Origin of the sequence: Arthrobacter sp. YN, from assembly GCF_002224285.1 — a bacterium.
In the GTDB taxonomy this organism is placed as follows: Bacteria; Actinomycetota; Actinomycetes; order Actinomycetales; family Micrococcaceae; genus Arthrobacter.
Genome location: NZ_CP022436.1, coordinates 4,080,826 through 4,106,431 on the forward strand (window position 1 = coordinate 4,080,826; position 25,606 = coordinate 4,106,431).

The 25,606-nt window shown below is 64.0% G+C and carries 24 protein-coding genes; 8 read left to right on the forward strand and 16 right to left on the reverse strand.

Going from position 1 to position 25,606, the window contains the following annotated elements; genetic code table 11:
• Positions 1-11: 11 nt before the first annotated feature.
• Positions 12-1,238, reverse strand: a complete 1,227-nt coding sequence (locus CGK93_RS18670; RefSeq protein ID WP_089596105.1) for an acetoin utilization protein AcuC — start codon at positions 1,236-1,238, stop codon at positions 12-14.
• A gap of 102 nt (positions 1,239-1,340) precedes the next feature.
• Between CGK93_RS18670 and CGK93_RS18675 the strand changes: the two genes are divergently transcribed.
• Together CGK93_RS18675 and CGK93_RS18680 are read left to right on the forward strand one after the other, a co-directional pair.
• Positions 1,341-2,774, forward strand: a complete 1,434-nt coding sequence (locus CGK93_RS18675; protein ID WP_089596106.1) for a TrkH family potassium uptake protein — start codon at positions 1,341-1,343, stop codon at positions 2,772-2,774.
• Positions 2,775-2,814: 40 nt separating this feature from the next.
• The gene (locus CGK93_RS18680; protein WP_198318492.1) at positions 2,815-3,453 is read left to right on the forward strand and encodes a potassium channel family protein; all 639 of its coding nucleotides are present in this window, start codon (positions 2,815-2,817) and stop codon (positions 3,451-3,453) included.
• A 74-nt stretch (positions 3,454-3,527) separates the two neighbouring features.
• Here CGK93_RS18680 and proC read toward each other — a convergent pair whose 3' ends face one another.
• From proC to CGK93_RS18715, 7 genes are all read right to left on the reverse strand, one after another.
• Complete coding sequence (gene proC / locus CGK93_RS18685; protein WP_089596108.1) at positions 3,528-4,358, reverse strand: pyrroline-5-carboxylate reductase; 831 nt, start codon at positions 4,356-4,358, stop codon at positions 3,528-3,530.
• Between the two features lie 322 nt (positions 4,359-4,680).
• Entirely contained in the window at positions 4,681-5,514 is an 834-nt protein-coding gene (locus CGK93_RS18690) for a sugar phosphate isomerase/epimerase family protein (protein WP_089596109.1), read from the reverse strand.
• Between the two features lies 1 nt (position 5,515).
• Positions 5,516-6,637: a Ppx/GppA phosphatase family protein gene (locus tag CGK93_RS18695; RefSeq protein ID WP_089596110.1), complete on the reverse strand. Its 1,122-nt coding sequence runs from the start codon at positions 6,635-6,637 to the stop codon at positions 5,516-5,518.
• A gap of 89 nt (positions 6,638-6,726) precedes the next feature.
• Complete coding sequence (locus CGK93_RS18700; RefSeq protein ID WP_026541355.1) at positions 6,727-7,161, reverse strand: SseB family protein; 435 nt, start codon at positions 7,159-7,161, stop codon at positions 6,727-6,729.
• Between the two features lie 66 nt (positions 7,162-7,227).
• Positions 7,228-9,951: a type I DNA topoisomerase gene (gene topA, locus CGK93_RS18705; RefSeq protein WP_089596111.1), complete on the reverse strand. Its 2,724-nt coding sequence runs from the start codon at positions 9,949-9,951 to the stop codon at positions 7,228-7,230.
• A gap of 125 nt (positions 9,952-10,076) precedes the next feature.
• On the reverse strand, positions 10,077-10,760 hold the full coding sequence (locus tag CGK93_RS18710; RefSeq protein ID WP_442857052.1) for an ArsR/SmtB family transcription factor: 684 nt from the start codon (positions 10,758-10,760) through the stop codon (positions 10,077-10,079).
• 23 nt (positions 10,761-10,783) lie between these two features.
• Positions 10,784-12,433, reverse strand: coding sequence for a DUF7059 domain-containing protein (locus CGK93_RS18715; protein WP_089596113.1), 1,650 nt, complete (start codon positions 12,431-12,433; stop codon positions 10,784-10,786).
• 92 nt (positions 12,434-12,525) lie between these two features.
• On the opposite strand from CGK93_RS18715, the gene CGK93_RS18720 reads away from it, so the two are divergent.
• Complete coding sequence (locus tag CGK93_RS18720; protein ID WP_089596114.1) at positions 12,526-12,969, forward strand: hypothetical protein; 444 nt, start codon at positions 12,526-12,528, stop codon at positions 12,967-12,969.
• A 64-nt stretch (positions 12,970-13,033) separates the two neighbouring features.
• On the forward strand, positions 13,034-13,564 hold the full coding sequence (locus tag CGK93_RS18725) for a hypothetical protein (protein WP_089596115.1): 531 nt from the start codon (positions 13,034-13,036) through the stop codon (positions 13,562-13,564).
• Between the two features lie 7 nt (positions 13,565-13,571).
• Here the strand turns inward: CGK93_RS18725 and trhO are convergent, their stop codons facing one another.
• Positions 13,572-14,468, reverse strand: coding sequence for an oxygen-dependent tRNA uridine(34) hydroxylase TrhO (trhO, locus tag CGK93_RS18730; protein ID WP_089596116.1), 897 nt, complete (start codon positions 14,466-14,468; stop codon positions 13,572-13,574).
• A 159-nt stretch (positions 14,469-14,627) separates the two neighbouring features.
• Here trhO and CGK93_RS18735 point away from each other — a divergent pair, with 159 nt between their 5' ends.
• Positions 14,628-15,323, forward strand: coding sequence for a GNAT family N-acetyltransferase (locus CGK93_RS18735; RefSeq protein WP_089596117.1), 696 nt, complete (start codon positions 14,628-14,630; stop codon positions 15,321-15,323).
• Positions 15,324-15,414: 91 nt separating this feature from the next.
• A complete protein-coding gene (locus CGK93_RS18740) occupies positions 15,415-17,757 on the forward strand; it encodes a DEAD/DEAH box helicase (protein WP_089596118.1) in 2,343 nt (780 codons plus the stop codon).
• Between the two features lie 33 nt (positions 17,758-17,790).
• Here CGK93_RS18740 and CGK93_RS18745 read toward each other — a convergent pair whose 3' ends face one another.
• The 7 genes from CGK93_RS18745 to ssd all read right to left on the reverse strand — a co-directional run bounded on the left by CGK93_RS18745 (position 17,791) and on the right by ssd (position 23,311).
• The gene (locus CGK93_RS18745) at positions 17,791-18,153 is read right to left on the reverse strand and encodes an Rv3654c family TadE-like protein (protein ID WP_089596119.1); all 363 of its coding nucleotides are present in this window, start codon (positions 18,151-18,153) and stop codon (positions 17,791-17,793) included.
• Complete coding sequence (locus tag CGK93_RS18750) at positions 18,150-18,518, reverse strand: TadE family type IV pilus minor pilin (protein WP_089596120.1); 369 nt, start codon at positions 18,516-18,518, stop codon at positions 18,150-18,152. The genes CGK93_RS18745 and CGK93_RS18750 overlap by 4 nt, the downstream gene beginning before the upstream one ends.
• A gap of 113 nt (positions 18,519-18,631) precedes the next feature.
• Positions 18,632-19,021 (reverse strand): DUF4244 domain-containing protein, encoded by a 390-nt coding sequence (locus tag CGK93_RS24255; protein ID WP_232481396.1) that lies wholly within the window; start codon positions 19,019-19,021, stop codon positions 18,632-18,634.
• A 300-nt stretch (positions 19,022-19,321) separates the two neighbouring features.
• Complete coding sequence (locus tag CGK93_RS18760) at positions 19,322-20,023, reverse strand: type II secretion system F family protein (RefSeq protein ID WP_089596121.1); 702 nt, start codon at positions 20,021-20,023, stop codon at positions 19,322-19,324.
• The gene (locus CGK93_RS18765; RefSeq protein WP_232481397.1) at positions 20,023-20,556 is read right to left on the reverse strand and encodes a type II secretion system F family protein; all 534 of its coding nucleotides are present in this window, start codon (positions 20,554-20,556) and stop codon (positions 20,023-20,025) included. The genes CGK93_RS18760 and CGK93_RS18765 overlap by 1 nt, the downstream gene beginning before the upstream one ends.
• Positions 20,557-20,819: 263 nt before the next feature.
• A complete protein-coding gene (locus tag CGK93_RS18770; protein ID WP_232481398.1) occupies positions 20,820-22,196 on the reverse strand; it encodes a TadA family conjugal transfer-associated ATPase in 1,377 nt (458 codons plus the stop codon).
• On the reverse strand, positions 22,193-23,311 hold the full coding sequence (gene ssd, locus CGK93_RS18775) for a septum site-determining protein Ssd (protein WP_089596123.1): 1,119 nt from the start codon (positions 23,309-23,311) through the stop codon (positions 22,193-22,195). Before ssd ends, CGK93_RS18770 begins: the two co-directional genes overlap by 4 nt.
• Before the next feature lie 143 nt (positions 23,312-23,454).
• Here ssd and CGK93_RS18780 point away from each other — a divergent pair, with 143 nt between their 5' ends.
• Positions 23,455-25,146, forward strand: coding sequence for a bifunctional 3'-5' exonuclease/DNA polymerase (locus CGK93_RS18780; RefSeq protein WP_089597588.1), 1,692 nt, complete (start codon positions 23,455-23,457; stop codon positions 25,144-25,146).
• Positions 25,147-25,317: 171 nt separating this feature from the next.
• Complete coding sequence (locus CGK93_RS18785; protein WP_089596124.1) at positions 25,318-25,518, forward strand: YegP family protein; 201 nt, start codon at positions 25,318-25,320, stop codon at positions 25,516-25,518.
• The last annotated feature ends 88 nt before the right edge of the window (positions 25,519-25,606 follow it).

Sequence of the window (25,606 nt, forward strand, 5' to 3'; positions counted from 1 at the left end):
CGGAACCAGCGTCAGTCGAACCAGGGGTCCAGGCCATACAGGGGGAAGATTTCCTTCCGCGTGGCAATGATGGTCCGGTCCACTTCGTCCGCGGGGTCGTAGCCCACCTCCCAGGAGCGCCACCACACGTCGACGTCGTCGCCCATGGACTCCGGAGCCCACACGCCGTAGGTTTCGCGCACATACGTCCGCCAGGCTTCGGGTACCGGCGTGCTGAGCGGCACCGGGCGCTGGGTCACCATTCCGATCAGGTGGCTCCATGCGCGCGGCACAACACTGGTGACGTCATAGCCGCCACCGCCCGTAGCGATCCAGCGGTTGTCGCAATAGCGGGCGGCAAGGCTTGCGACGGCGGACGCCGCCTCACGCTGTCCGTCGATGCTGAGGGTCAGGTGGGTCAGGGGATCGTCCCGATGGGAATCGCAGCCGTGTTGACTCACGATCACCTCGGGCTGGAAGGCCCCCACGAGCTGCGGGACCACGGCATGGAAGGCCCGCAGCCAGGCCGCGTCTCCCGTGAAAGTGGGCAGCGCAACATTGACCGCGGTCCCGGGCGCATCCGGCCCACCGGTTTCATTGGCAAAGCCGGTGCCGGGGAAGAGCGACAGGCCTGTTTCGTGGAGGCTGATGGTCATGACGCGGGGATCGTTCCAGAAGATACTCTGCGTCCCATCGCCGTGGTGCGCGTCGACGTCGATGCAGACGATCCTTTGCACCCCGCCGTCGAGCAGCCTTTGGATGGCCAGCGCGACGTCGTTGTAGACGCAAAAGCCGCTGGCCCGCTCGCGTGCAGCATGGTGCATCCCGCCGCTGAAGTTCACGGCGCGCACGGCTCGACCCGAAAGGATGGTGTCAGCCGCCAGCAGCGAGCCACCGGCAAGGCGGGCACTGGCCTCGTGCATCCCGGCGAACGCGGGATCGTCCTCCGTGCCCAGGCCACGGCCCTCCTCCGGCATGGACGGATCCTCGCTGACGCGTCGGACGGCCTCCACGTAACCGGCGCTGTGTACCGTTAAAAGTTCGACGTCGGATGCCACCGCAGGTGCCTCAACGGCCACATGCTGGTGTCCGAACAGCCCCAGGGACTCGGCCAGCCGCGCCGTCAGTTCCAGCCGCTGCGGTGCCATGGGGTGGCCGGGGCCAAAATTGTAGGCAGTCATGGCGGGGTCCCACACCACCGTCGTTGGCAGTGCGGAGCGCGTAATGCTGGAAGCCGTTGTCCCAAGCCTGGAGTTCATCCAGAACAGGCTACCTGAGCCTGGCGGGCCCTCCTGCCCGGTTACGCCGCGGGAATAGTGGTTTACTACTCAGGAAAGCTTGTTCAACCGAGGAAGAGCGCCATGTCTCAAAGCCAGTCGCGGTCCACGAGCCCGGCCAACTGGCAAACCAACCAGCAGGAACGGGAAGGTCTCTGGATCTTTACCCGCGTGCGCGACTTCATCGACAACATTGCCAACACGTCACCGGCCCGTTTGGCGTTGACCGTCTTCGCTGTGGTGATCCTGGTCTTCACCGGCTTACTGTCCTTGCCCGCTGCTTCTGCGGCGGGCACTGTCACGCCCCTGCACCAGTCCATGTTCACGGCGGTCTCCGCCGTCTGCGTCACCGGGTTGACGGTAGTTTCCACGGCCACGCACTGGACCTTCTTCGGCCAGTTGGTGATCCTGATCGGCATCTTCGTGGGTGGCCTCGGCACCTTGACCCTGGCCTCGCTGTTGGCCCTCATGGTCAGCAAGCGGCTCGGTGTGCGCGGCAAGCTGATCGCCCAGGAAGCCATGAACAACGCAGGCCGGCTCGGTGAAGTGGGTACCCTGCTCCGGATCGTCATCGTGACCTCGGTGGTGATCGAGGCAGCCCTGGCCATCGTGCTGATTCCCCGTTTCATGGTGCTCGGTGAAAGCTTCTGGCAATCCGTGTGGCACGGCGTATTCTACTCGATTTCCGCGTTCAACAACGCCGGATTCACGCCGCACTCCGATGGCATCGTCCCGTACGAGACCGATCTGTGGATCCTCATCCCGCTGATGTTGGGTGTGTTCCTGGGCAGCCTCGGCTTCCCTGTGGTGATGGTGCTCCAGCAGAACGGGCTCAACTGGAAAAAGTGGAACCTCCACACCAAGCTCACCATCCAGGTCTCGTTCATCCTGCTGGCAGCGGGCACGGTCCTGTGGGGCCTGATGGAGTGGGACAACGTGCGGACCATCGGCACCATGGACCTCGGCGACAAGATCACCCATTCCCTGTTCGCGTCCGTGATGACGCGATCGGGCGGCTTCAACCTGGTGGACCAGAACCACATGGAATCCACCACCATGCTCCTCACCGACGCCCTGATGTTCGCCGGCGGCGGCTCCGCCTCCACGGCCGGCGGTATCAAGGTAACCACCATCGCCGTCATGTTCCTGGCCATCATGGCCGAAGCCCGCGGCGACGCCGACGTGAAAGTCTACGGGCGCACCATCCCCCAAGGCACCATGCGCGTGGCCATCTCAGTGATCGTTGCCGGCGCCACCCTTGTGTCGGTGGCCGCGTTCTTGCTGCTCTCCATCAGCGGAGCATCGTTGGACCGGGTGCTCTTCGAATCCATTTCCGCCTTCGCCACCGTGGGACTGAGCACCAACCTCAGTGCCGAGCTGCCGCCGTCGGGCGTTTATGTCCTAACCGCTTTGATGTTTGCCGGCCGCGTCGGCACCGTCACCCTTGCCGCCGGCCTGGCCCTGCGCCAGCGCAGCCAGCTGTACCACTACCCGGAAGAGAGGCCAATCATTGGCTAGTACCACGGGGGCTGCCAACCGCCCCGCCCACAACTCACCAGTGCTGGTCGTTGGCCTCGGCCGGTTCGGATCCGCCACCGCTGAGCAGCTGGTCAAGCAAGGCCGTGAAGTCCTGGCCATCGAACGCGACCGCACCCTGGTCCAAAAGTGGGCGCCCGTGCTGACGCACGTGGTGGAGGCCGACGCCACCAACATCGACGCCCTGCGCCAGCTCGGCGCCCAGGAGTTCAGCTCAGCCGTAGTAGGCGTGGGCACGTCCATCGAGTCCTCGGTGCTCATCACCGTGAACCTGGTGGACCTCGGCATCCAGCACCTGTGGGTCAAGGCCATCACGCCCTCGCACGGCAAGATCCTCACCCGCATCGGCGCCAACCACGTGATCTATCCCGAGGCCGACGCCGGGGTCCGCGCAGCGCACCTGGTGTCCGGGCGCATGCTGGACTTCATCGAGTTCGACGACGACTACGCGATCGTCAAGATGTACCCGCCCAAGGAAACCGTGGGCTTCACCTTGGAGGAATCCAAGGTCCGTTCCAAGTACGGCGTGACCATTGTCGGCGTGAAAACCCCGGGCGAGGACTTCACGTACGCGCGGCCGGAAACCAAAGTGTCCGGCCACGACATGTTGATCGTGTCCGGACACGTGGACCTGCTGGAGCGCTTCGCAGCCCGCCCGTAACCGATGGAGTTTTTGTACAGCTAACGCCCTTTAGACGCGCTCTTAGGGGCATCAGCTGTACAAAAACTGCGAGGTTAGCCGAGCTGCTTGGTGATCTCCGCTGCCCGGGCGGCAGCGGCGCGGGCGCCGTCGGCGATGATCCTGGGCATGCCGCCGTCGTCGAAGGCCATGATGGCCCGCTCGGTGGTTCCCTTGGGGCTGGTGACGGCGACGCGAAGTGCGGTGGGATCTGCTCCCGGTTCGGCCAACATGAACCCGGCGCCCGCCACGGTTTCGCGGGCCAGCATGACCGATAGCTCCTGGTCGAGTCCGAGCTCGACGCCGGCTGCAGCCATGGCCTCTGCGAGATAGAAGGCGTATGCCGGGCCAGAACCGCTGATGGCGGACAGCGCGTCCACCTGTTCTTCGGGAATCTCCACCACCGTGCCGGCACCCGCCAGCGCCGTCTTGGCTTTTTCGAGCTGCTCAGGCGTGCAGTGGGTGCCCGGGGAGACAGAGATGACGCCGCGGCCCAGCCTTGAGGGCGTGTTGGGCATGGTCCGGATCACCGGCTGGCCGTCAGGCAGCGCTGCTTCGAGTTGGGCGATGGACACCGCTGCGGCGACGCTGACAACAATCGTGTCCTTCGCCAGGGCCGGGCTGATCTCCCGCGCAAGGTCCAGGATGCCCACCGGCTTGACGCCCAGGATGACCATGCCCGAGCCCTTGGTGGCCAGCTTGTTGTTGTCCGGCTCCTCTTCGCCTGCGATGGCCATGACGCCATGGCGCTGGGCAAGTTCATCGGCCCGCTCAGCGCGGCGGACGGTGGCGACAATGTCTGAAGGGTCCGTCCCTGCGGCGAGCAGGCCACCCAGGATTGCCTCGTTCATGGATCCACAGCCAAGGAATGCGATTCGGTTGCTCATGGCTCCATCATTGCAGTTGGCCTTGGACGGGGTCTAACGGATTCCAGATTCCCAGCTTGCTCACAAGGTTATTGCAGGCAGCACTCATGGTTGGTCCGTAACTTAGTAGTTACCTCATTGAGGGTGCGAGTGATGAGGCGGGCATGGGGATGTCCGCCACAAGCACCGGTGGCCGGGCGGGTTTTCCCCCATTTCCCGATTCGGCCGCCGGTGCTTTCGCTTTTAAGCGCTGCCGCGGTTGCGCTCATCCCGCAGTTATCCGCCTGACACACCGTTGGAGGGCACGTCAGGCGGACAAACTGAGGACCAGCGTTCGACGCCGTTAGTTGTCTACGCTGCGCAGCAGCGGAACGCTGAGGTGCTGCCGCGCGAAGCGCAGGGTTTCCGCCAGCATTTCCTCACGCTCCCCCGCTACCTTCGCCTTGCGGGTGGAAATCTCTGCCACCACCACGCCGTCGAAACCCGTGGATGCCAAATGCTGGAGGGCGTCCGCGCATTGCTGCGTACCGGTACCGGGCACCAGGTGCTCGTCCTTGCCCGAACCCGAGCCGTCCGTAAGGTGGACGTGCCGGAGCTTGCTGCCCAGCGCCTTGATGGCTTCCAAACTGTTGGCCCCGGCAGTGGCTGCGTGCGAGAAGTCCCACGTGACGTCGTCGTAATCCTGGCCCAGCGGATCCCAGTGCGGCAGGTACGCCACCGCTTCCCGGCCGCGGACACGCCACGGGTACATGTTCTCCACGGCGATACGCACCTGGTACATGGCCGCGATCTCCCGGACACCTTCCACGAAGTTCTCGGCGTAGTTTGACTGCCAACGGAACGGCGGGTGGACCACTACGGTGTCGCAACCAACATCCGCGGCCATCTGGCACGACTTCTCGATCTTGTTCCACGCGGTGCCCCACACCTGTTGCGTCAGCAGCAAGGTGGGCGCGTGAATGGAGACGATTTCCTGGTGGTAGCGGTGGCTCAATTGGATCAGGGCGTCCGGGTTCTGGCTCACAGCGTTATTGGTGACCATCACCTCCACGCCCTCATAACCCAGGTCCTGCGCCACGGCAAAAGCGTCGTGGACGCTCAAGGGGTAGACGGACGCGCTGGACAGCGCTACGGGGATCTGGCGGTTATTCACTTCAGGTTCGACGTCGTTGCTCATCTCAGGAGGCCAGCCCGCCTGCCACGGGGGCTGGGATTGGTGCAGGGGACGGGGTGTTTACGGGGACAGGAAATTCCCTGATCCCGGGGTGGGGCTCATCATTGTCCACGGTTTTGGCACCGTCCTTGGCTGCTTTCTTTTTGGATTTGTCCTTCTTCCGCTTGCCCACATGGGGAGCGGGATCCAGGGCCTCTTCGAACACCAACTGGTCAAGCCGGCGCAGGATCAAGCCTTCCCGCAGCGCCCACGGACAAATTTCCATGGTGGGGAACTCAAAGAGCTCCAAGGCAGCTTCGGCCACCAGCGCGCCCGCCAACAGTTGGCGGGCACGGGCATCCGAAACGCCCGGGAGGTACAGCCTGTCCTCCACCGTCATGGCGGAAATGCGCTGGGCCCAAAGGCCGAGGTCCGCTGCGTGGAGTTCGCGCTTCACGTATGGTCCAGCTGCGCTGGGAGCAGCTCCGGCAATGCGGGCCAGTGACCGGAAGGTCTTGGAGGTGCCGGCTACGAGGTTCGCGCGGCCCAGTTCATGGAAATTGCGGACCACAGGCTTCAGGGTGGAACGGATGTAGCGACGCAGTTCCTTGACGCTCTTGGCTGTTGGAGGGTCATCGTGCAGCCAGTCCCGCGTCAGGCGGCTGGCACCCAGGGGAACGGAGGTGGCGAACTCAGGGAGTTCGTCCGTTCCGTAAGCCATTTCAAACGAACCGCCCCCGATGTCCAGGTCCAGGATGGGACCTGCACCCCATCCATACCAACGGCGTACGGCGAAGAAGGTCATGGAGGCTTCTTCGCTGCCCGTGAGTTCCTGGAGGGTCACCGTGGTTTCGTGTTTCACCCGGGCCAGGACTTCCGGACCGTTGGTGGCCTCGCGGATGGCGGACGTACAGAACGCCAGGAGGTCCTCCGCCTTATGGCTGGCCGCGAACTCCCAGGCTTCCAGCACGAACTCGATGAGCTCGTGCTGGCCGGCGTCGTTGATATTGCCGTCACCGTCAAGGTATTGCACCAACGACAGCGGACGCTTATGGGATGCGAAAGCCACCGGGCGCGCGCCCGGATGAGCATCCACCAGCAGCAGATGGACGGTGTTGGAACCGATGTCTAGAACGCCAAGACGCATTCTGCCATTATTCACCGATTCCAAGCCCGTGAAGCAACTTGGCGACGACGTTTCGTCGACGGAAGAGTGGCCGGATGGTGGGACCCACCCTATTCCGTGGGCTCCCCTGCTTCGTCAGCGCGCTTGAAGTCACGGCGGATATTGGCGATGCCTTCGGGATCAATTTCGAAGCCGAACTCGCTGCCCGGGTTGATGACCATGCCCAGTTCATCCCCGATGTTGCCGAGGATCGCCGAGCCCATGGTGCCCAGGACGTGCGGCGCTGCTTCGAGGAAGCGCTCATCGACGCGGCTCGGGTGGCTGAAGACTGCCAGGACGGGCTGTCCGTCGGCGTTGGAGAGCACCAGCGGCTCCACCGACGAGTCCGGGCCGTCCACCGCTTCGGAGCTGACCAGGTAGACCTCGTTGTTGAGGAAAGCGAGGATGACATCCACCGGGTTGGCGTCCGGCTGCTCGGCCGAGGCGAGCTTCGCCTCGAGGTCGTTCAAGGGTTCGTTGTCCGGTGAAACGGTCTGTTCAGTCATGGTTCTACTCGACCACGATGCCGGCCGGGACGCAATTCGCGCATGCTGTCCCGGCCTTCGGTGAAGCTACTTCTTGGCTGCGGTCTTCCTGGCCGGCGCTTTGCGGGTGGTAGTCCGCTTGACCGGGCCCTTGGCCCGCTTTTCAGCCAAAAGTTCGACGGCGCGTTCCCGGGTCAGTTCCTCCAGCGAGGTGGTGCGCGGGACCGTGATGTTGGTGATGCCGTCTGTGATGTACGGGCCGAAGCGACCTTCCTTCACCACGATGTTCTTTTCCGAAACAGGGTCCGGGCCGAACTCGGCAAGCGGCGGTACAGCTGCACGGGCGCCCCGCTGCTTGGGCTGTGAGTAGATCTCCAGTGCCTGTTCCAGGGTGATCGTGAAGATTTCCTCTTCCGAACCGATGGAGCGGGAATCCGTGCCCTTCTTCAGGTACGGACCAAAGCGGCCGTTCTGCACCGTGATGGGGTTGCCGTCCGCATCCTCACCGAGGACCCGCGGCAGGCTCATGAGCTGCAGCGCCTCGTCCAGGGTGACCGTGTCCACCGTCATGGACTTGAACAACGAACCGGTGCGCGGCTTGGCCTTGACGGGCTTCTTGGGCGGCTTCGGCTTGCCGTTCTTGTAATACTCAACAGGCTGGTTGGCCAACTGTTCCTCGGTCATCTCCGGGATAATCTCGGTGACGTAGGCTCCGTAACGGCCGTTCTTGGCCACCACGGTGTGCCCGGTGTGCGGATCAGCGCCCAGGACGCGTTCCTCCGGGGCGGCAGTCTCCATCAACTCAATGGCCTTCGCGGCCGTGAGCTCATCCGGGGCAAGTTCCTCGGGGACGTTGGCCCGGGAGGACTCAACTACCTCGCCGGTCTTCTGGTCGATGGTGGGGATCGAGCTTTCCAGGTAGGGCCCGAACTTGCCTACCCGGAGTGTGATGCCTTCGGCGATGGGCACGGAGTTGATCTCGCGGGCGTCGATTTCGCCGAGGTTGTTGACGATGCTCAGCAGGCCCGGATCGGCGTCTTCACCGTAGTAGAAGTGCTTGAGCCAGGCAGCGCCTGCGGCCTGCCCATTGGCGATCTTGTCCAGGTCGCCTTCCATGTCCGCGGTGAACTCGTAGTCCACGTAGTCCGTGAAGTGCTGCTCCAGCAGACGGATCACCGAGAAAGCGATCCAGCTCGGAACCAGGGCGGAACCCTGTTTCCGGACATAGCCGCGGTCCTGGATGGTGGAAATCGTGGAGGCATAGGTGGACGGACGGCCGATGCCGCGCTTTTCCAGTTCAGCAGTCAGCGATGCTTCTGTGTACCGCGGCGGTGGAGACGTTTCGTGTCCCACAGCCAGGATGTCGGATGCCTTCAGGGAATCGCCCTTGGCAACATTGGGCAGGCGACGGGCTTCGTCCGACTCGTCATCGCCGCGGCTCTCGTCCTTGCCTTCTTCATAGGCGGCCAGGAAGCCGGGGAAGGTGATGACGGTACCGGAAGCCGAGAATTCGGCGTCGCGTCCGTCTGCCGCCACCGCACCGAGGCGGATGGTGGCGGTGGAGCCCTTGGCGTCTGCCATCTGCGAGGCCACCGTGCGCTTCCAGATGAGCTCGTACAGCCGGAACTCATCGCCGCTCAGCTGCTTGGCCACCTGTGCCGGGGTGCGGAAGGAGTCTCCTGCGGGACGGATGGCCTCGTGCGCTTCCTGGGCGTTGGCGGCCTTGTTGGCGTACACGCGGGGGCTCTGGGGCACGTACTCGGGGCCGTAGAGCTCGGCGGCCTGGCGGCGGGATGCCGTGAGGGCTTCATCGCTCAAGGCCGACGAGTCGGTACGCATATACGTGATGTAGCCGTTTTCATACAGGCGCTGGGCTACCTGCATGGTGCTCTTGGAGGAGAAGCGCAGCTTGCGGCCGGCTTCCTGCTGCAGCGTCGACGTGGTGAACGGTGCGGCCGGGCGGCGGGTGTATGGCTTGGTATCTACGGAGCGAACGCGGAATTCGGCGTTCTCCAGACCTGCGGCCAAGGACGTGGCAAGTTCCTCGTTGAGGTGCACCACGGTAGAGGAGGTGAGCTGGCCGTTGTCATTGAAGTCACGGCCGCTGGCAACCTTGGAACCGTCCACAGCAGCAAGCTTGGCCTTGAAGGAACCCGAGTCAGCACCGAACTGGCCCGTGAGGTCCCAGTAGGACGCTGCCCGGAAAGCCATGCGTTCACGTTCGCGGTCCACCACCATGCGGGTCACCACGGACTGCACACGGCCGGCCGAGAGCCCGCGGGCAACCTTGCGCCACAGGACAGGAGAGATCTCATAGCCATACAGGCGGTCGAGGATGCGGCGGGTTTCCTGGGCATCCACCAAAGCGGTGTCTACATCGCGCAGGTTATCCATGGCGCGATGGATGGCTTCCTTGGTGATTTCGCCAAAGGTCATGCGATAGACGGGAACCTTGGGCTTCAGGACCTCCAGGAGGTGCCACGCGATGGCCTCGCCTTCGCGGTCCCCATCGGTTGCGAGGTAGAGCGCATCAGCGTCTTTCAGCTGGGCCTTGAGCTCGGCAACCTTTTTCTTCTTGTCCGGGGAGACAACGTAGTACGGCTTGAAGTCGTTTTCGATGTCTACGGCGAACTTGCCCAGCGAGGTCTTCTTCAGTTCTGCAGGGAGATCAGACGGCTGCGGGAGGTCCCGGATGTGGCCGATGGAAGCCTCGACGATGAAGCCTTCGCCAAGGTACTTGGCGATGGTCTTACTCTTGGCGGGAGACTCCACGATCACGAGTTTCTTGCCGGTTTTTGCCTTGCTGGGCACGGTGCTCCTACAGAAAAAATGTGTAATTGGGCTGGTGCCCATATTGGCCTAGTTCACCATAGTTTGCAGAATCCTGCGTTTTGGTACGGAAACCAGGGCGGTCATTCGGTGACCAGGCCGGAGGGTTATTGCCCGGGTGCCACGCGGTCATCCGGGATCATTGACCACAAGGTTGCCACACGTTCGGCACCTTCCGGAATTTGCGTGGGATCCTCGAGTTCGTACTCCCTCACGACCTCGCGGATTCTGTCCGCCAGTTCCTTGCGTTGCGGGTTGGTGAGATAGAGCAGGTTGCTGGAGAGGACCACCGATACCGGTTCTTCTCCCCCTTCACCGCGTTGGCGGCGCTCCCCCCGGGCTTTGGCGAAGGCAGAAGCGCGTCGACGGAAGGCATCGAGCTCCAGGTCAACCACGGCAATCTCGGGGCTGGCGACGCTGCCTCCCGAGATGGTGAAGTCTGTTCCGGCCGCTTTCCAACGCCGCTCGCGTGCATCCCCGGCATTTTCGGCTGGTGCCACGATCCCCCATTTCTGGAGGGCGCGGAGGTGATAGCTCATGGCGCTGGGGGTCAGGCCGGTCCGGGCAGCGAGTTCGGTTGCTGTGTGGCTCACTTGGGTGGCGTATAGCTCTGAGATGACCTCGATGCGGGCAGCGTGCGCCAAGGCGCGGATAGCCTTGGGATCGGTGATCTCAACCGTCTTCTCGGCCCGCTTCCGCCGCGGAACGTCGCCCGACGTTTGGGATGTCTCGTTGTTCGCAATCACTTGATCAGTGTAGTCAGGGTCACTTGCGGGACCATCGGAGTTCATCGCCGGCGGCGTCGCGTCGCTGCTCATTCGCTGGTCCGCGTCGGGTCCGGAAGCAGGAAACCCTCAAGGACGAGGTTGGTGACGTCCCTGTACAGGCTCTCCCTGAAAGCATCCTCGTCAAAGTCCTCGTCGCCTCCCAACAGCGAGACCAGGGCCGCCACGATCTGGCGGACCGACAACTGTCCGTCGCAGGCAGAGGCGAAACCTGCAAGCTCCGTGCTGAGCAGGTTTGTCCTGCGGAGGCCTGCACCCTGCCTCAGGAGAATGACACCAGGGTGGGCAGCTCCAGGTCGCTGGTGGCGTTCTTCGGTAACGTCCTCCGCTACTACCAGATGCGCGTTGGCCACCGGGGTGGCTGCCACCCAATCGGCCCGTTCCACGGCCGCGCCCAGATGCGGTCCGATAGGTTGTTCGATGGGATAGGTGATCTCTTCGAAGCGGCTGATGATGGACCGGTGTCCTGGCTCCGGGCGGCGCAGCCAGATCATGCCGAAGCCCACCCCTTCCACGTTCCTGGAGGTGAAGTCGTCCAGGTAAGCGGCGTACGACTCCTTGTACTGCTCACGGTCACGGTTCTGCGAGGCATCCTGCAGCCAGGTCTCCGCATACTGTTCCGGATCCACTTGCTCGCGCTGGATGAACCACACGTCAAGACCCGAGTCCTTGAGCCACGCCGCGGGACGGTCCTTCCAGTCCGATCCCGCGGTAACCTCCCAGTTGCCCAGCATTTGTGCGGTGCCCCCGGGTTCCAGGACCTTGGCGATGGATTGCACCAACGCCGCCACGATCCCGTCACCGGGAAGTCCGCCGTCGCGGTAGGTGAACTGGTCCGACGTCGATTCCCCGCGCGTCCTGGGTGTGATCACGAAGGGAGGGTTGGACACCACCAAGCCGAACTGTTCGCCCTCCACCGGCTCCAGGAGCGATCCCAGCCGCAGGCTCACCCGGCTTTCCAAATGCTGGGGATCCAGCTCAAGCTCGGCCGCGTTCAGCAGCAGGTTGAACCGGGTAAATGCCAGTGCCCTTGGGGAGATGTCCGTTGCCGTTACGTGCCCGCAATGGTGCAGCAGATGGAAGGTCTGGATCCCGCAGCCGGTCCCCAGGTCCAAGGCGCGTTTGGTGTGTTGTCTGACGGTGGTTTGGACCAACGTTGTGGAGGCGCGGCCAATGCCCAGGACATGGTCATGACGCAGGACTCCCGGCTGCTGATGAGCTGCGAGGTCACTGGCGACCCAGAGTTCGGCACCGCCGCTGCCATCTGCATTCGCGTCCCAACCGTACGGGCGCAGGTCTACCGCGACCTGGACGACGCCGCCATCCACGGAGGCCAGGCCGAGTTCCACGAGTCCTTGGGTACGGATTCCGGGCAGGGCTGAGTCAACGTCGGCCACGGACTGTGGGACGGCCAGCAGCCAGAGACGGACAATCACAGCCAGTGACCGGACCGCGGGATTGTGCGAGTCCTTCAACCGCTCGGTGGCCAGGAGCGCGGGAACCACCTGGTCCCTGCTGAGCGCTGCCGAGGCCGACTCCCCCAGCAGGGCAGCCACGCCGTCCACGGTGTAGGAGAGGGCGCGAAGGTCCCCTGCAAGCACCTGGAGCAGCCCGGGTTGGTCGCTTCGGGGAGCATCGGCAGTGTTGCCGGCGGTAAACAAGAATGCTGTGTCAGTCACCCTGCAAGTGTAGGGGCGGCCCGCCGGTCCGGGCGGCCCCGTTCCGGGCTATGTGGACAAAGGACGCCGCTGGAACCCGGTAGCGTGGAATCATGCTCAACTTCTCCTCCACAAGGCGCCGCGCGGGCCTTGGTGCCTTGGCCGCTGGTGTCCTGCTGGGGGTCAGCGCCTGCCAGGCGCCGGTCAACATCGCAGATGCAGACGTTCCCGCTTGGAAGGAAAAGGTCCTCCCGGCAGCAAGCGGCGTGGTCCTGGAGGACTCCGGCAAGATTCTCAACCGGGACCCCTTGGTCAAGGAATCGCCCAGCGTGCCCGCCGGGACCTACACGCTCACCATGGCCTGCGACGGCGGCGGCAAGGCCTACTTCGCAGTCTCCTTGAGCGGAAACAAAATCGCCGATGCGGCTGCAGCATGCAACGGCAGCCTCGATGTGGTGAAAATCAAAGTGCCTGCCGCCGGCCCCCTCAACATCTCGACAAGCAGCGTCGATGCCCCACTGATCTACGCATATCACCTGGCTCCGACGGCAGGCTAGAAAGCCCCGGATTCTTCCACCGACAAGTCTTCAGACAATGGCCGCCCGGGCGTAAAGTCAGTCCATGGGCAGCAAGGCAGCTTGCTCGGTGATGTCACAGCGGCTGGCGAGGGCCGCCGTCGTGCTTCTCGTTGTCCTGTGCGGCGGCGTAGCCGGTTGCGAATACACCTATGAGGACGGCGGCAGGCCGGAGGCCACCGCCACCTCCACTGCAGGAAACGTCGCCCTCCCGCCCGATCCGGCGCTGGAAGAAACTGTCAGTGGTGATGCCCTTGAAGAATGGGCAAAGGCTGCGCTGCCTGAGTCGCAAGGACAGTCGTTCTACTCCAGCACCGGCTATCTGAACCCCGGTGAGTCCAAATCCGAGCAAACAGTGCAGTTGCCCGGAGGCACGTACGCCGTGACGTTGGCATGCCGTGGTACCCGCAGGGTGACGTTCTCCGTCACGTTGAACGATGTGGCCCTGGTGGACCTGACGTTGGGGTGCGCCAACGCGCGGGTAAGCGTGGTTCAACTGGACAAGGACGCCATCCTGTCCATCACGGTCGGATCCAGGTCCGATGCCAATTTCGCCTACCGGGTGAGCAGGCTTTGAGACCGCGCTAAGCGGCTTCGCATCCTCCGGGGCAGCGCAGCGTTTCCGGGCTTGAGGCGCATTCGGCACAGTACAGGGTCAGAGTCCGGCAACTGAGGTTGGAGCAATTCTCGAACTTGTTGGTGGGGGCAGCGCAGCGGACGCATTCGCCGATGGTTTTAGCGTCCTCGCTGAACTCAACGTGCATGCGCTTGTCGAAGACGTAGAGGGAACCTTCCCAGAGCCCTTTGTCCTTGAACGTTTCTCCGTAGCGGACAATCCCGCCATCCAACTGGTAGACCTCTTTGAAGCCCCTGTTGACCATCAGGCTGGACAGGACTTCGCAGCGGATTCCCCCGGTGCAATAGGTGACGACCGGCTTGTCCTTGAGGTCGTCGTACTTGCCCGAGTCCAGTTCCTTGATGAAGTCGTGCGTGGTGTCCACGTCCGGAACGATCGCGTCCTTGAACTTGCCGATCTGTGCCTCGAACGCGTTGCGGCCGTCAAAGAACACCACGTCCTCGCCACTGGACTTCCTGGCCTCCACCAGCGCGTGGAGTTCCTCCGGCTGCAGGTGCTTGCCGCCGCCCACCACGCCGTTGTCATCAACCTTGAGTTCCCCGGGAGCACCGAACGACACGATTTCATCGCGGACCTTGACGCTGAGGCGCGGGAAATCTGCGGCGCTTCCCTCCGACCATTTGAAGTCGATCCCGTGGAAGCCCTTATATTCACGCGTGGTCTTCACGTACTGCTTCATGTTGTTCAGCTCGCCGCCCACCGTGGCATTGATGCCGTCCTTCGATATAAGGATCCGACCGGTAAGGCCCAGTTTCTCGCACAGGGCGCGCTGCCACAGACGCACGGCGTCGGGGTCGGCGATCGGAGTAAAGCCATAGAAGAGCACAATTCGGTTCAAAGCCACTATTCAAGGGTACTTGGTGCAGTAAAATCGCCGGCCGTCCGCGCTTCCGGCCCGGCTGGCGCAGCGCCTGCCGATAGGAGAAGTCACAATTCCATAAGCAAGCATTCCGGGGCTGATCCGGCTCTGTTGCTTCATGGTGCGCTGGCATACTCTCTCTACATGAGTCCAGACGCCTTGGTTGAAGACATTGCGCACCTTTTGGAAGTCTGGGTAGCCGGCTGGTCCGGCTGCCGCGGCTATGAGTCACGCCAAGAAGGCCGCTTCCCTGCTGCGCTTCGCGCCGACAAAACCGGTGACTGGGAGTATTTTGCCCATGATCCCTCGGACGAAGAGTTCACCGCCCTTGCGGGCAAGACCGCAGAAGCCCCCACCCGGATCCTGACGGTCCTCACCAACGACGTCCAACGGTACAAGTACCTGGCTGAACAGCACAGGCTGACCGTGACGTCCGCATCGCAAACCATGATGATCGTGGACATGGAAACCCAGGATTCCGAGGACCCGTGGCTGCCCGACGACGACCTCGAACTCGCCACCTCCGAATCCAACGGAGTCCACTACGCCGTGGTTCATTCCGGCGAGCAGGTGGCCGCCAGCGGACGGGTCTTCGTGGTGGACGGTACCGCCGTCTTCGACAAGATCGTCACCGAGCCGGACTTCCAGCGCCGTGGGTTGGGAAGCTTCATCATGAAGGCCCTCGCCGCCCAAGCCTTCTCGCATGATGTGGAGAACGGGCTTTTGCTGGCATCCCTCGACGGCCAGAAGCTCTACTCCCATCTTGGCTGGGACGTGGTGTGCCACGTGCTCATGATGTCCGCCAGCGGCACTGACGGGTCCGACCTGTCGGGGGCCTAGCTTCTCGCTCCGACAGCTGGTTGTGTAAGGTTCGACGGCGGCGCCCTCGGGTGCCGCCGTTGGTGTGCCCGCACAGTGACAGAATGATTCGGTGGCTGCACCTCATTCATTGATCTCCCTGCTGGGCCGGACGCCGGACCCTGAGCAGTTGCGCCATGTCCACACCATCCCCGCCAGGAAGGCCGTCAACGAGCCGTGGCCGGGCTGGGTCCACCCCGACGTCGTGGGCGCCTATGAGGCCCTGGGGATCCACGAACCGTACCGGCACCAGGTCCAGGCAGCCGACCTCGCCCACTCCGGACAGCACGTGGTCATCGCCACTGGAACGGCATCCGGAAAGTCGCTCGCCTACCAACTGCCGGCTTTGGACGCGATACACCGTTCCGAGTTGCGAGTCCTGGCCGACCCCGGGAAGATCCACGACGACGGTGCCGTCACCCTGTACTTGTCCCCCACCAAGGCACTGGCGGCCGACCAGCTCGCGGCGATCCGCTCGCTGAAGCTGCCCACCGTAAGGGCAGAGACCTACGACGGCGACACCGACGTTGCGTCGCGCCGTTGGATCCGTGATCACGCGAACTTCATCCTGGCCAACCCGGACATGCTGCACTTCGGAATCCTGCCCAACCACACCTGGTGGGCAAAGTTCTTCCGTCGGCTGCGCTACGTGATTGTGGACGAAGCCCACAGCTACCGCGGTGTCTTCGGCTCCCATGTGGCCAACCTGATGCGGCGCCTCCGGCGGATCTGCGCCTACTACGGTGCAGGAAACACGTTCCCCGAGCCGGTGTTCATTGCCGCGTCTGCCACTGCCTCCGACCCCGGCGTTTCTTTTGGCCGGCTCATCGGTGCCCCTGTCAGGGAGGTTTCCGAGGACTGCTCGCCTCACGGTTCCACCACAGTTGCTTTTTGGGAGCCGGCGCTCACGGACGTCAAGGGTGAGAACGGGGCCAAACAGCGGCGGACCGCCGTAGCCGAAACAGCTGACATCCTGGCAAACCTCGTTTCCTCGCGAGTGCGGACCATCGCTTTCATCAAGTCGCGCCGCGGAGCCGAGTCCATTGCCTCCATCACCAAAAGACTCCTGGACGAGGTGGATCCCAGCTTGCCGGGGCGCGTTGCTGCCTATAGATCCGGGTACCTGCCCGAAGAGCGGCGGGCCTTGGAGCAAGCCCTGAGGTCCGGTCAGTTGCTGGGCGTTTCCAGTACCTCGGCCTTGGAACTGGGCATCGATATTTCGGGGCTGGATGCGGTGCTGGTGGCTGGATGGCCGGGCACCCGGGCTTCGCTTTTCCAACAGATTGGCAGGGCCGGGCGGGCAGGACAGGATGCCATCGCCGCTTTCGTGGCCAGCGACGACCCCTTGGACACGTACCTGGTGAACCATCCCGAGGCCATCTTTGACGTGTCTGTGGAAGCCACCGTCTTTGATCCCGGCAATCCGTACGTTCTTGGTCCCCATTTGTGTGCCGCAGCCGCTGAGTTGCCGATCGGGCCGGCCGAGCTCGACCTGTTTGGCCCCACCTCCGAAGGTCTGCTGGACCGTCTTGTGGTCCAGGGATACCTCCGCAAACGGCCTGCGGGTTGGTTCTGGACCCATCCGGAGAGTGCTGCCGGCATGGTGAACCTCCGGGCGGACGGAGGCGGTCCAGTGAGCATCGTTGATGCCGAAACCGGATCGCTCCTGGGGACCATGGACTCGCCGCAAACCCACTACCAGGCCCACACAGGTGCGATCTACGTCCACCAAGGTGAGAGTTACCTTGTGGAGGACCTCAACGAGGCCGACCATTGCGTGATGGTGCGCCGGGTCAACCCCGACTTCTACACCACGGCGCGCGACGTGACCCAGATTGAGGTCCTCGAAACGTCGCGCTCGGTCCAGTGGGGCGACATCACCGTTCATTTTGGCGACGTCAAAGTAACCACGCAAGTTGTCTCCTTCCAACGCAAGGCCCTGATTTCCAACGAGATCCTCGGTGAAGAACCCTTGGAGCTGGGTGCCCGGGACCTCTTTACCAAGGCCGTCTGGTTTGTAGTGGATAACCGCTCGCTTCACGGGGCAGGGCTGGTGGAAGCAGAGTTCCCGGGGGCACTTCATGCGGCAGAACACGCCGCCATTGGGCTCCTTCCCTTGGTTGCCTCCAGTGACCGCTGGGACATCGGCGGCGTCTCCACTGCCCTCCATGCCGACACCGGTGTGCCCACGATCTTCGTCTACGACGGACATCCAGGTGGCGCCGGGTTCGCTGAGCGGGGCTTTGAAAAGGCCAAGATCTGGTTGACGGCAACCAAAGAAGCCATTCAGGCCTGTGAGTGTGAGGCCGGCTGCCCGTCCTGCGTCCAGTCCCCCAAATGCGGCAACAAGAACAACCCGCTGGACAAGGCAGCCGCCATCACGCTGCTGGGTGTGTTGCTGAAGGACGCCATCTAGGCCCCTCCAGGACGACCCTGCGAACACCGGCGCCTACGGAGGTGGCCCTGCCCGCGCCCGTCCCGTAGCGACTCCCCAGTCGAATGGATGAGCCAACTCGGTAGCCACGTCAGCTACGTTCCCTCCGGTTACGGTGCAGGATGTGACTGTTGCATCGTGCCGCGCCGCTACTTCGGAGGCCACCGCGCACGGTTCCCCTGAAGTGAGGCCCCTGGCAGCATCGGCGGCGGCGAGCGCAGCCAGGTCCGCAGCGGACGCAGCCCTGGACGCCATCACCCCTGCCTGGGCCAGGACCAGGACGCCCACGAGCAAGGCCATCACCACTGCACCCAGTGTCAGCGCGAGAACTGTTCCCGCCCCGCGCTCAGGAGGGACAGGTGACGGAAACGGGTTCATGGCGTGCCGGCCCTTGAGCCCGCTGATTCGGCACCAGCCCCCGAACCCGCTGACTCTGCGCGGGCGGAAGCCGACGCCGTCAACGTCCAGGGGATCAGCGATCCCACGGCTCCGCCTACCCGGGCCGAGGCTGTCACCGTGATCCACCCAGCGTCGTCGGTGACGGAGGAACTGACGCCGTCACCGGCAAGCCGCCTCACAATTCCTTCCACGGCCCCACCCGTCTCGCCCCGCGCGGAGGCCCGGGCTCCTGCCGTCGCAGCTTCCTCCAACCGCAGTTGTGTGATCCCCGCAGCGCCGCCTGCCAGCAGGAAGGCCAAAAGCAAGACCACGGCCGGCAAGGCAACGGCGAACTCCGCAGTCACGGCGCCCGACTCCTCCCCGCCCTCCTGCTGGCTGGATGATGGTCCCGTCTTCTGGCTGGATGTTGGTCCGGCACAGGCAGCAGATGACCTCCCGCCGGCAGGCAGCACGTGCGTCATGGCAAGGACAGGGCCGTGCGAATCAGGTTGAGCAGGAAGCCGCGGACTTCTTCGCTCCGAAGGAGGACCACCAATAGCCCTGCGAGACCCACTGCAGCGAGGGTAGCGATGGCGTACTCGGCCGTGGCCATACCGCTCTCCGCGCCCGGAAGCATTCCCCGTGTCCGGAGGCGCTCATGTTTCCTCCACAGTTTCTTCCGATGATGCCGCCCTGGTCGCCTCCGCAGCGTGCCTTGGTCCCGGAGGTCCTCTGGGTCGCGCAGGGCCAGCGCACCGTGTGACGTAGTGAGCTGAAGGTCCGTTCCAGTTGCCCGGAAGCCCGCGTCTCCGAAACCGGAATCCGTGAATTCCTCGAGTTCAAACTGCTCAATTCCAAAGGTCCTCATTCCTTGCTTCCCGCTAACGGCGGCTCGATCCATCGAGGCTCGATCATGGCCAGCAGCACGGGGGCCCTGGCGGCGGCCGGATTCGGCCCTGAAGAGTGTTCTCACTGTGGGTTCCTTTCAAAAAAAGCCAGCGGGTCCGCCGACTGATTCGACTCTTCCGTGGCTCGGTGCTGCCCGTAAGAAGGGGAATCCTCCAAGTGGATAACCCCTCACGATCAGCAGGATGTGGAGGGAAAGTGGGCGCCATTCGCAGCCCGCTCTGTGCCGATCATCGTGTCTGTGCCGATCATCGTGGACAGGTCATCCGGCGGGAAGCATGGCGATCAAGACAGGCACGATCCCCAGGCAGATGAAGGCCGGCAGTGAGCAAAGGCCCAGGGGTACTACCAGTTTCACGCCCAAGGCAGCGGCTCGCTTCTCCGCAGCACGGAACTGTTCGCGCCGTTCCCTGGCGGCCTGTGCGTAGAGGATCGATGCCGAGGGGGCGCCGGTTAAGGCAGCGAAGGCCAGTGCCTCTTTGAGACGGACCACCTCAGGAACGTGCTGGGTGGGGGTCCGCCACGCCGTCTCCCAATCCGCGCCGATGGCCAGCGCGGCCACCACTGGCCTGAGTGATCGCCTGATGGGTGGTGATGCGCACCCGGAGATGAGTTCCAGTGCCCGCCCGATTCCAGCTCCGGCGTCGAGCATTGACGCCACCAGTTCCAGCATCATCGCGGTGTCTCGGAGACCGTCGGACGGACCTTTCGGATCAGGAGGATCCGTTGGGGCCGGCCCTTCCAAGGGATCCGCCCGCGTGCGAAGATCCGGCCGCGTTCGCAGGTCCGGGCCCTGAAAGTTGTCGAGGGTACCGGCCGGACCGCGGCGGGAGGAGCGCGTCAGTGACGCGGCGTCGGCATTCCGGATCAGCACGCGCGCCCTGGCACGAGTCGGCCCGGTGACCCACACGAAAGCCGCCAACCCCAGGACGACGATCATCACCAGCGCCAGCGCCCCGGGCATCATGCACTCCCGGTTGCGGAGGCCACCAGCCGTGAGGACCAAACGCGGCCGGCCACCGTCAGGAGGAGACCGGTTGCGAAGGTGGCAACTCCCAGGACGTTGTCCAGCAGGATTCCCAACGGGTCCACGCCCAACGCCATCCCCAGCACCAGCCCGAACACCGGAAGCCAGGACAACAGCTTGACTGTGGCTTTTGGTCCGGCGAGCGCGGTTTGCCGTGCGGCCTCTGCGTCTTCTTCGGCTTCCAACTGGGCGGCAAAACGGGTAAGAAGGTCCGCAAGCGGGCAACCGCTGGTTTCTGCCACCTCCAAGCACGCCGCCAGTTCCATCCAGACACGTCGCTCAGAGCTTCCGTGCCGGGGATAAATCCGGGCGGCAGTATCCCGGATTGCTTCAGCCGAAGAATTTCCCAAGCTGGATGCTGCCCTGGCTGCGGCCACAACCAGCAGTGACTCCTGGCTGAGTGCGGCAGTCACCGGTTCTGCCTCTGTGTCCGGGCCGCCATCCTTGATCACCCGTGAGCCATGGACCATCCAGAGTTCCTCCCACAATCGGGACGTTCCCCGCCCACCACGCAGCAATGCCGCCAGCTGTTGCACCAGCACCACGAGCGGTAAGGGCTCAGTTCGCTTTCGCCGCCAGGCGTGACGAAACCTCACACCCGAACGGGCACGGAAGGCGGCACCACTCCCTCCTCCAGGCTCCCCCAAACTATTCCGTACACGTCGGCCATTAACACGACGTCCCCGGAAGTGCTGCCAGGCCGCGAGTCCTGCAACGAAGACAAATGCGCCGATCATGGGGTGGGCCAGGGACTCAGCGAACCAGTCAGGGTCGCCCAACTCCCGCCCGGCAAAGCGTCCGGGAAAGCGTCCGGGACCGCGTCCGGCTGTGTGGCCGGCACAGCGGATGCTGACAGACCGTCCACTGACCACGTCTCAGCTGACGTACCCGGTGCCCCGCCAAAGCCGGACCAGTCGAAACCGGCGGGCAACGCCGGACCAAGCCTGCGGGCGAGGGCAGGCCAGGCGGGCCCACACGTCATTCCTGTCGGATGCCAGTGGAGGGCGGAGACCACCTTCTGGCCTTCGGAAGTGTCAGTCAGCACCCCTATGGAAGCCACTTTCCGTCCAGTGGGGGTCCGGTCCACGTGAATGACGACGTCCAAGGCACTGGAAACCTGCAGCCGCACGGCCTCGGCGTTCAATCCCGCCAGCGCACCGAGGGCCACCAGCCGCGCGGGCACGGCCTCTGCCGCGTTGGCGTGGATGGTCCCGCCGCCGCCTGTATGCCCGGTGTTGAGGGCCGTCAGCAGTTCCCGGACTTCAGCCCCGCGGCATTCTCCGACGATCAGCCGGTCCGGCCGCATGCGTAGCGCCTGGCGGACCAGTTCGCCGAGATCCAGCGCGCCCCCGCCCTCGAGGTTTCCGTGCCGGGATTCAAGCGTCACTACGTGGGGGTGGACTGGGTTGAGTTCGGCGGCGTCCTCGATCAGGACCAACCGCTCAGTCGGGTGGCTCAAGCCGAGCAGGGTGGACAGCAGGGTGGTCTTTCCCGAGCCAGTAGCGCCGCTGATCAGAAAACTCAGTCTTTGGCTCATGATGGCCCTCAGAACCCACTCGCCTTGCTCGGAAAACATGCCGCTTTCCCTCAACTCCGGCAGGGTGAACACGTTCTCGCGGCGGATACGGATGGATAGAAGGGTTCCCGTAGTGGATATCGGCGAGAGGACCGCGTGCACCCGGTAACCACCGTTCAGGCGCACGTCTACACAGGGCGACCCATCATCCAACCGACGGCCACCGGCTGACACCAGCCGGGAGGCCAGGGACCTGACTTGTTGCTCGGTGTCGAAATGCACTGATGACCTTTCCAACCCCTGCCCACGGTCCAGCCAGACGGAGGTGGGACCGTTGACGAAGATGTCTGTCACCGCCGGATCCTGGGCCAACTGTTGCAGAGGGCCCAGCCCGTTCAGCTCAGCGTTGATGGACTCTGCGGCTTCCAAGGCGCCGGCGGTGCCCAAAAGCCTGCCGCTTGCCTGAACCGCCGCTGCAACCGTGGACGGCGTGACTGGACCGTTGCCCGCGAGCACAGACTCCCGCACGGTTTCAAGGAGCAGGGAATCGAGTTTCCGGCCCTGCCTGCGTCGCGTTCCCTCGAACGGGTTCACTGGGTGGCACCGTCGAATCCCAGGACTGACATGGCAAAACGGTTGACTGGCCTGCGCCGGCCGAATTCAAGGATGCGCCCCAATTCGGTACCGGCTGCCACGCCCCTTACCTCGGGGACGACGCCCAGCAACGGCAGTCCCAGTGACTCGGCAATGAGCCCGGCATCTACGGAGGAGGCACTGCTGCCACGGACCACGAGCCCCGCATCGATGGGTGGGAGCTCGCTCAAGATGCGCCCTGCCGCTACCGCGGATTTGAGGTGGGCCTTGGCGAGGAGGACCATCCTGTCGCAGTCCCACGCGAGGTTCCGCACTCCTTCTCCGCTTCGCCCTATGTCCACCAGGATGAGCTCAAAGCTGCGGCGCGCGGCGTCCATGACCGCGGCTACTGCACGCGTGTCCGGGCTGTGGACCGCGTCCCGGGTTCCGGGCCAGGACAAGTAAGCGAACCCGCCGGCGAAGGGCAAGGAATCTCGAAACTGCGCGGGATCTATGCTTCCACGGGTTTCGGAGAAGTCGGGCCACCTAAGTCCCGGGATGTCCTCAGCCGTGACAGCCAGTTCAAGGCCGCCACCCCAAGGATCGCCATCGATGAGCATGGTGCTGACGCCGTAATCGGCGGCCGATTGGGCCAGCCAAATGGCCGTAGTGGTTGCTCCCGCGCCGCCACTGCCACCGATGATGCCCATGACCATGCCCCCGGGGTCGGGAGACCCGGACATGCTGAGGTGTTCGGCCAGCCAGGCCGCAGCTTCGGGAAGAACGGCAACCCGTTCAGCCCCAAGGGCAGCGGCCAGCTCCCAGAGTCCGTCCCCGTCGGAAGCCCTGCCCAGCAGCACTGTGGGCGAGCGACGCCGAGGGGGCAACTCGCGGACATCGCTGCCCACCAAAACAACGTCGGCACTGTCCCATCCGTGCACCGCTTCGGTCACGTCGGTGGCTGTCGCCAGGCTTCCTCCAGCGGCTGCAACAATCCGTTTGGCCTCTTCCTGCAGGTAGGGGTCTGCGGAGACGAGCAAAATCCCGGCAGTATCGTGTGGGACCCAGATTCCGTCCATGTCCGGTTCCAATGGCTTGTTGATGGGTTGCCTGTGCCGGCGATCTCTCTTGCTCATGGATCCACCATGGTGGACCCGGCGAAACACCATAAGAGGCTGGAGCCCGTATGTGCACAACGTGAAATGGAACCACCTGGCCTGGCACCGTTTGTGGAGGAACAGTGCCACGGCAGCACCGTACACAAGGCAGAATGGAGACCATGTATTTGCTGCTTGCCGCCCACCCGGAAGGCGCAGCCATACAAAGGGTCTCTCCCAGCGGAAAAGCCACCGCTGACGCTCGCGTCGTCACCCGCGGTGAGCTGCCCGGCGTCGTGCGTGAATTCGAAGCCCAGCGGCCCCGCTGGGTGTGGCATCGCGCCATGGACTGGTATCCGGAACTGCTGGCCCACGGAGTTGAGCTGGAGCGGTGCCATGATCTGGCGCTGTGCGGGGCCATCCTGGCACACTCGGAATTTACGGCGGACACGGACTATGCCCGGCACGCGGTCAAGCTCACGCAGGACGACGACTCGACGCCGCCCCGCGTCCTCCAACCCCCGGCGCCGCCGGCAGACCAAGGCGCCCTGTTCGAGGACCTTGCGCCGTCGAATACCAAAGCTGGGCTGGCCGAACTCACAGCAGAGTTCGCAGCCCAACAGCATGCAGTCGCCCAAGTCCCCACTGACGAACAGCGAAAGCAGCGCCTTCAACTGCTGCTCGCCGCCGAATCAGCTTGCGCCATCATCGCAGTCGAAATGCAACACGCCGGCGTCCCGTGGCGCGAAGAGCTGCATCAGCAGATCCTCGCCGACGTCCTGGGCCCCCGGCCGCCAATGGGACACCGGCCTCCGGCCCTTGAAGCGCTCTGCGCCGAGCTCCGGACCATCCTCAACTCGCCCGGTTTGAACCCGGATTCCCCTCAGGACCTCATGCGTGCCCTGCACCGGAACGGGATTGAGGTGAAGAGCACGCGTCAATGGGAGCTGCAGGAATCAAAGCACCCTGCCATCCAGCCCCTGCTCGCCTACAAAAAACTCTCGCGGCTCCACACGGCCAACGGCTGGGCGTGGCTGGACGCGTGGGTGCGGGACGGCCGGTTCCACCCGGAATATGTGGTGGGCGGCGTAGTTTCCGGTCGCTGGGCATCCCGGGGCGGCGGTGCCCTGCAAATCCCCCGGAACATTCGGGCCGCGGTCCATGCCAATCCCGGCCACAAGCTCATCGTCGCCGATGCCTCCCAGCTGGAACCCCGCGTGCTGGTTGCACTGGCCCAGGATACGAAAATGGCCGAAGCCGCCCGCGACAAAGACCTCTACGCGGGCATCGCCGCGCAGGGGTTCGGCGGCGACCGGGCCAAGGCGAAGATTGCACTTCTAGGCGCTATTTACGGCGCCACTACTGGAGAGTCGGGCAGGCTCATGCCCCAGCTCACGCGCACCTATCCACGCGCCGTCGGGTTCGTGGAGCAAGCAGCCCGCCAGGGCGAGGCCGGCAGGACCGTCACCACCCGGCTCGGCCGAAGCAGCCCACCGCCATCTACCGGCTGGTTGCGCAGCCAGCAATCCACTACTGCGGAAGAACAGCGCCGCGCGGATAACCTGGCTCGGTCCCGTGGCCGGTTCACCCGCAACTTCGTGGTCCAGGGCTCGGCTGCTGAATGGGCGGCGTGCTGGCTCGCTGAATTACGACGCCGGTTGCGGGCCATGCGTGCCGAAGGCTCACCTTCCGGGGAGCTCGTCTTCTTCCTGCACGACGAAGTGATGGTTCACGCCCCGGAAGACGCAGTGGAAGCCTGCATCCAAGCCATCGAAGAGGCGGCCGCCGCGGCCAAGGAGCTCATGTTCGGACGTATCCCGGTCGAATTCCCGGTGAGTGTCGCCGTCGTCGATTCCTACGACAAGGCGAAGTAGCGGCACAGTACCCACAACCTCGTGGACTATCCAGTCATATCTCGCCATATGAGGCGGAATGACCGGTACCGCCAAGTAACTTTCGTTCTCCCCCGGTTCTGGCTACTTTCACTATGTGGATACATTGCTGGTCCACATATGTGTGCAAGGAAGCATCAAGGGGGAGCGTCAATGGCTGGCAGGTTCGAAATTCTCAAGGACGACGACGAAACGTACCGGTTCCGCCTGACCGCCGCTGACGGAACCGTCGTGGCCGAATCACCGACGTTCAGACACCTTGAGGGTGTCATTGCAGGCATCAACGCTGTCCGCGAAAATGCCGCGACCGGACTGGTAGTGGATCGTTCGACGGCGGCACGCAGGGCCGCCTGACAGCGAACCAGCGCTGTCATTTTCAAAAGTCGTCCGCACTCGATCCCGCGGATTTCCGGCGGCAGTGCAGATGAGTGTGACATGAGAA

Coding starts and splice junctions, on each gene's coding strand:
- CGK93_RS18745 (WP_089596119.1), bottom strand. CDS start 18,153: ATGAACCCGTTTCCGTCACCTGTCCCTCCTGAGCGCGGGGCGGGAACA.
- CGK93_RS18700 (WP_026541355.1), bottom strand. CDS start 7,161: ATGACTGAACAGACCGTTTCACCGGACAACGAACCCTTGAACGACCTC.
- CGK93_RS18690 (WP_089596109.1), bottom strand. CDS start 5,514: ATGAGCAACGACGTCGAACCTGAAGTGAATAACCGCCAGATCCCCGTA.
- CGK93_RS18710 (WP_442857052.1), bottom strand. CDS start 10,760: ATGAACTCCGATGGTCCCGCAAGTGACCCTGACTACACTGATCAAGTG.
- CGK93_RS18725 (WP_089596115.1), top strand. CDS start 13,034: ATGGGCAGCAAGGCAGCTTGCTCGGTGATGTCACAGCGGCTGGCGAGG.
- CGK93_RS18695 (WP_089596110.1), bottom strand. CDS start 6,637: ATGCGTCTTGGCGTTCTAGACATCGGTTCCAACACCGTCCATCTGCTG.
- CGK93_RS24255 (WP_232481396.1), bottom strand. CDS start 19,021: ATGAGGACCTTTGGAATTGAGCAGTTTGAACTCGAGGAATTCACGGAT.
- CGK93_RS18785 (WP_089596124.1), top strand. CDS start 25,318: ATGGCTGGCAGGTTCGAAATTCTCAAGGACGACGACGAAACGTACCGG.
- ssd (WP_089596123.1), bottom strand. CDS start 23,311: ATGAGCAAGAGAGATCGCCGGCACAGGCAACCCATCAACAAGCCATTG.
- CGK93_RS18720 (WP_089596114.1), top strand. CDS start 12,526: ATGCTCAACTTCTCCTCCACAAGGCGCCGCGCGGGCCTTGGTGCCTTG.
- CGK93_RS18780 (WP_089597588.1), top strand. CDS start 23,455: ATGTATTTGCTGCTTGCCGCCCACCCGGAAGGCGCAGCCATACAAAGG.
- CGK93_RS18765 (WP_232481397.1), bottom strand. CDS start 20,556: ATGGTCCATGGCTCACGGGTGATCAAGGATGGCGGCCCGGACACAGAG.
- CGK93_RS18670 (WP_089596105.1), bottom strand. CDS start 1,238: ATGAACTCCAGGCTTGGGACAACGGCTTCCAGCATTACGCGCTCCGCA.
- CGK93_RS18735 (WP_089596117.1), top strand. CDS start 14,628: ATGAGTCCAGACGCCTTGGTTGAAGACATTGCGCACCTTTTGGAAGTC.
- CGK93_RS18675 (WP_089596106.1), top strand. CDS start 1,341: ATGTCTCAAAGCCAGTCGCGGTCCACGAGCCCGGCCAACTGGCAAACC.
- CGK93_RS18760 (WP_089596121.1), bottom strand. CDS start 20,023: ATGCCCGGGGCGCTGGCGCTGGTGATGATCGTCGTCCTGGGGTTGGCG.
- proC (WP_089596108.1), bottom strand. CDS start 4,358: ATGAGCAACCGAATCGCATTCCTTGGCTGTGGATCCATGAACGAGGCA.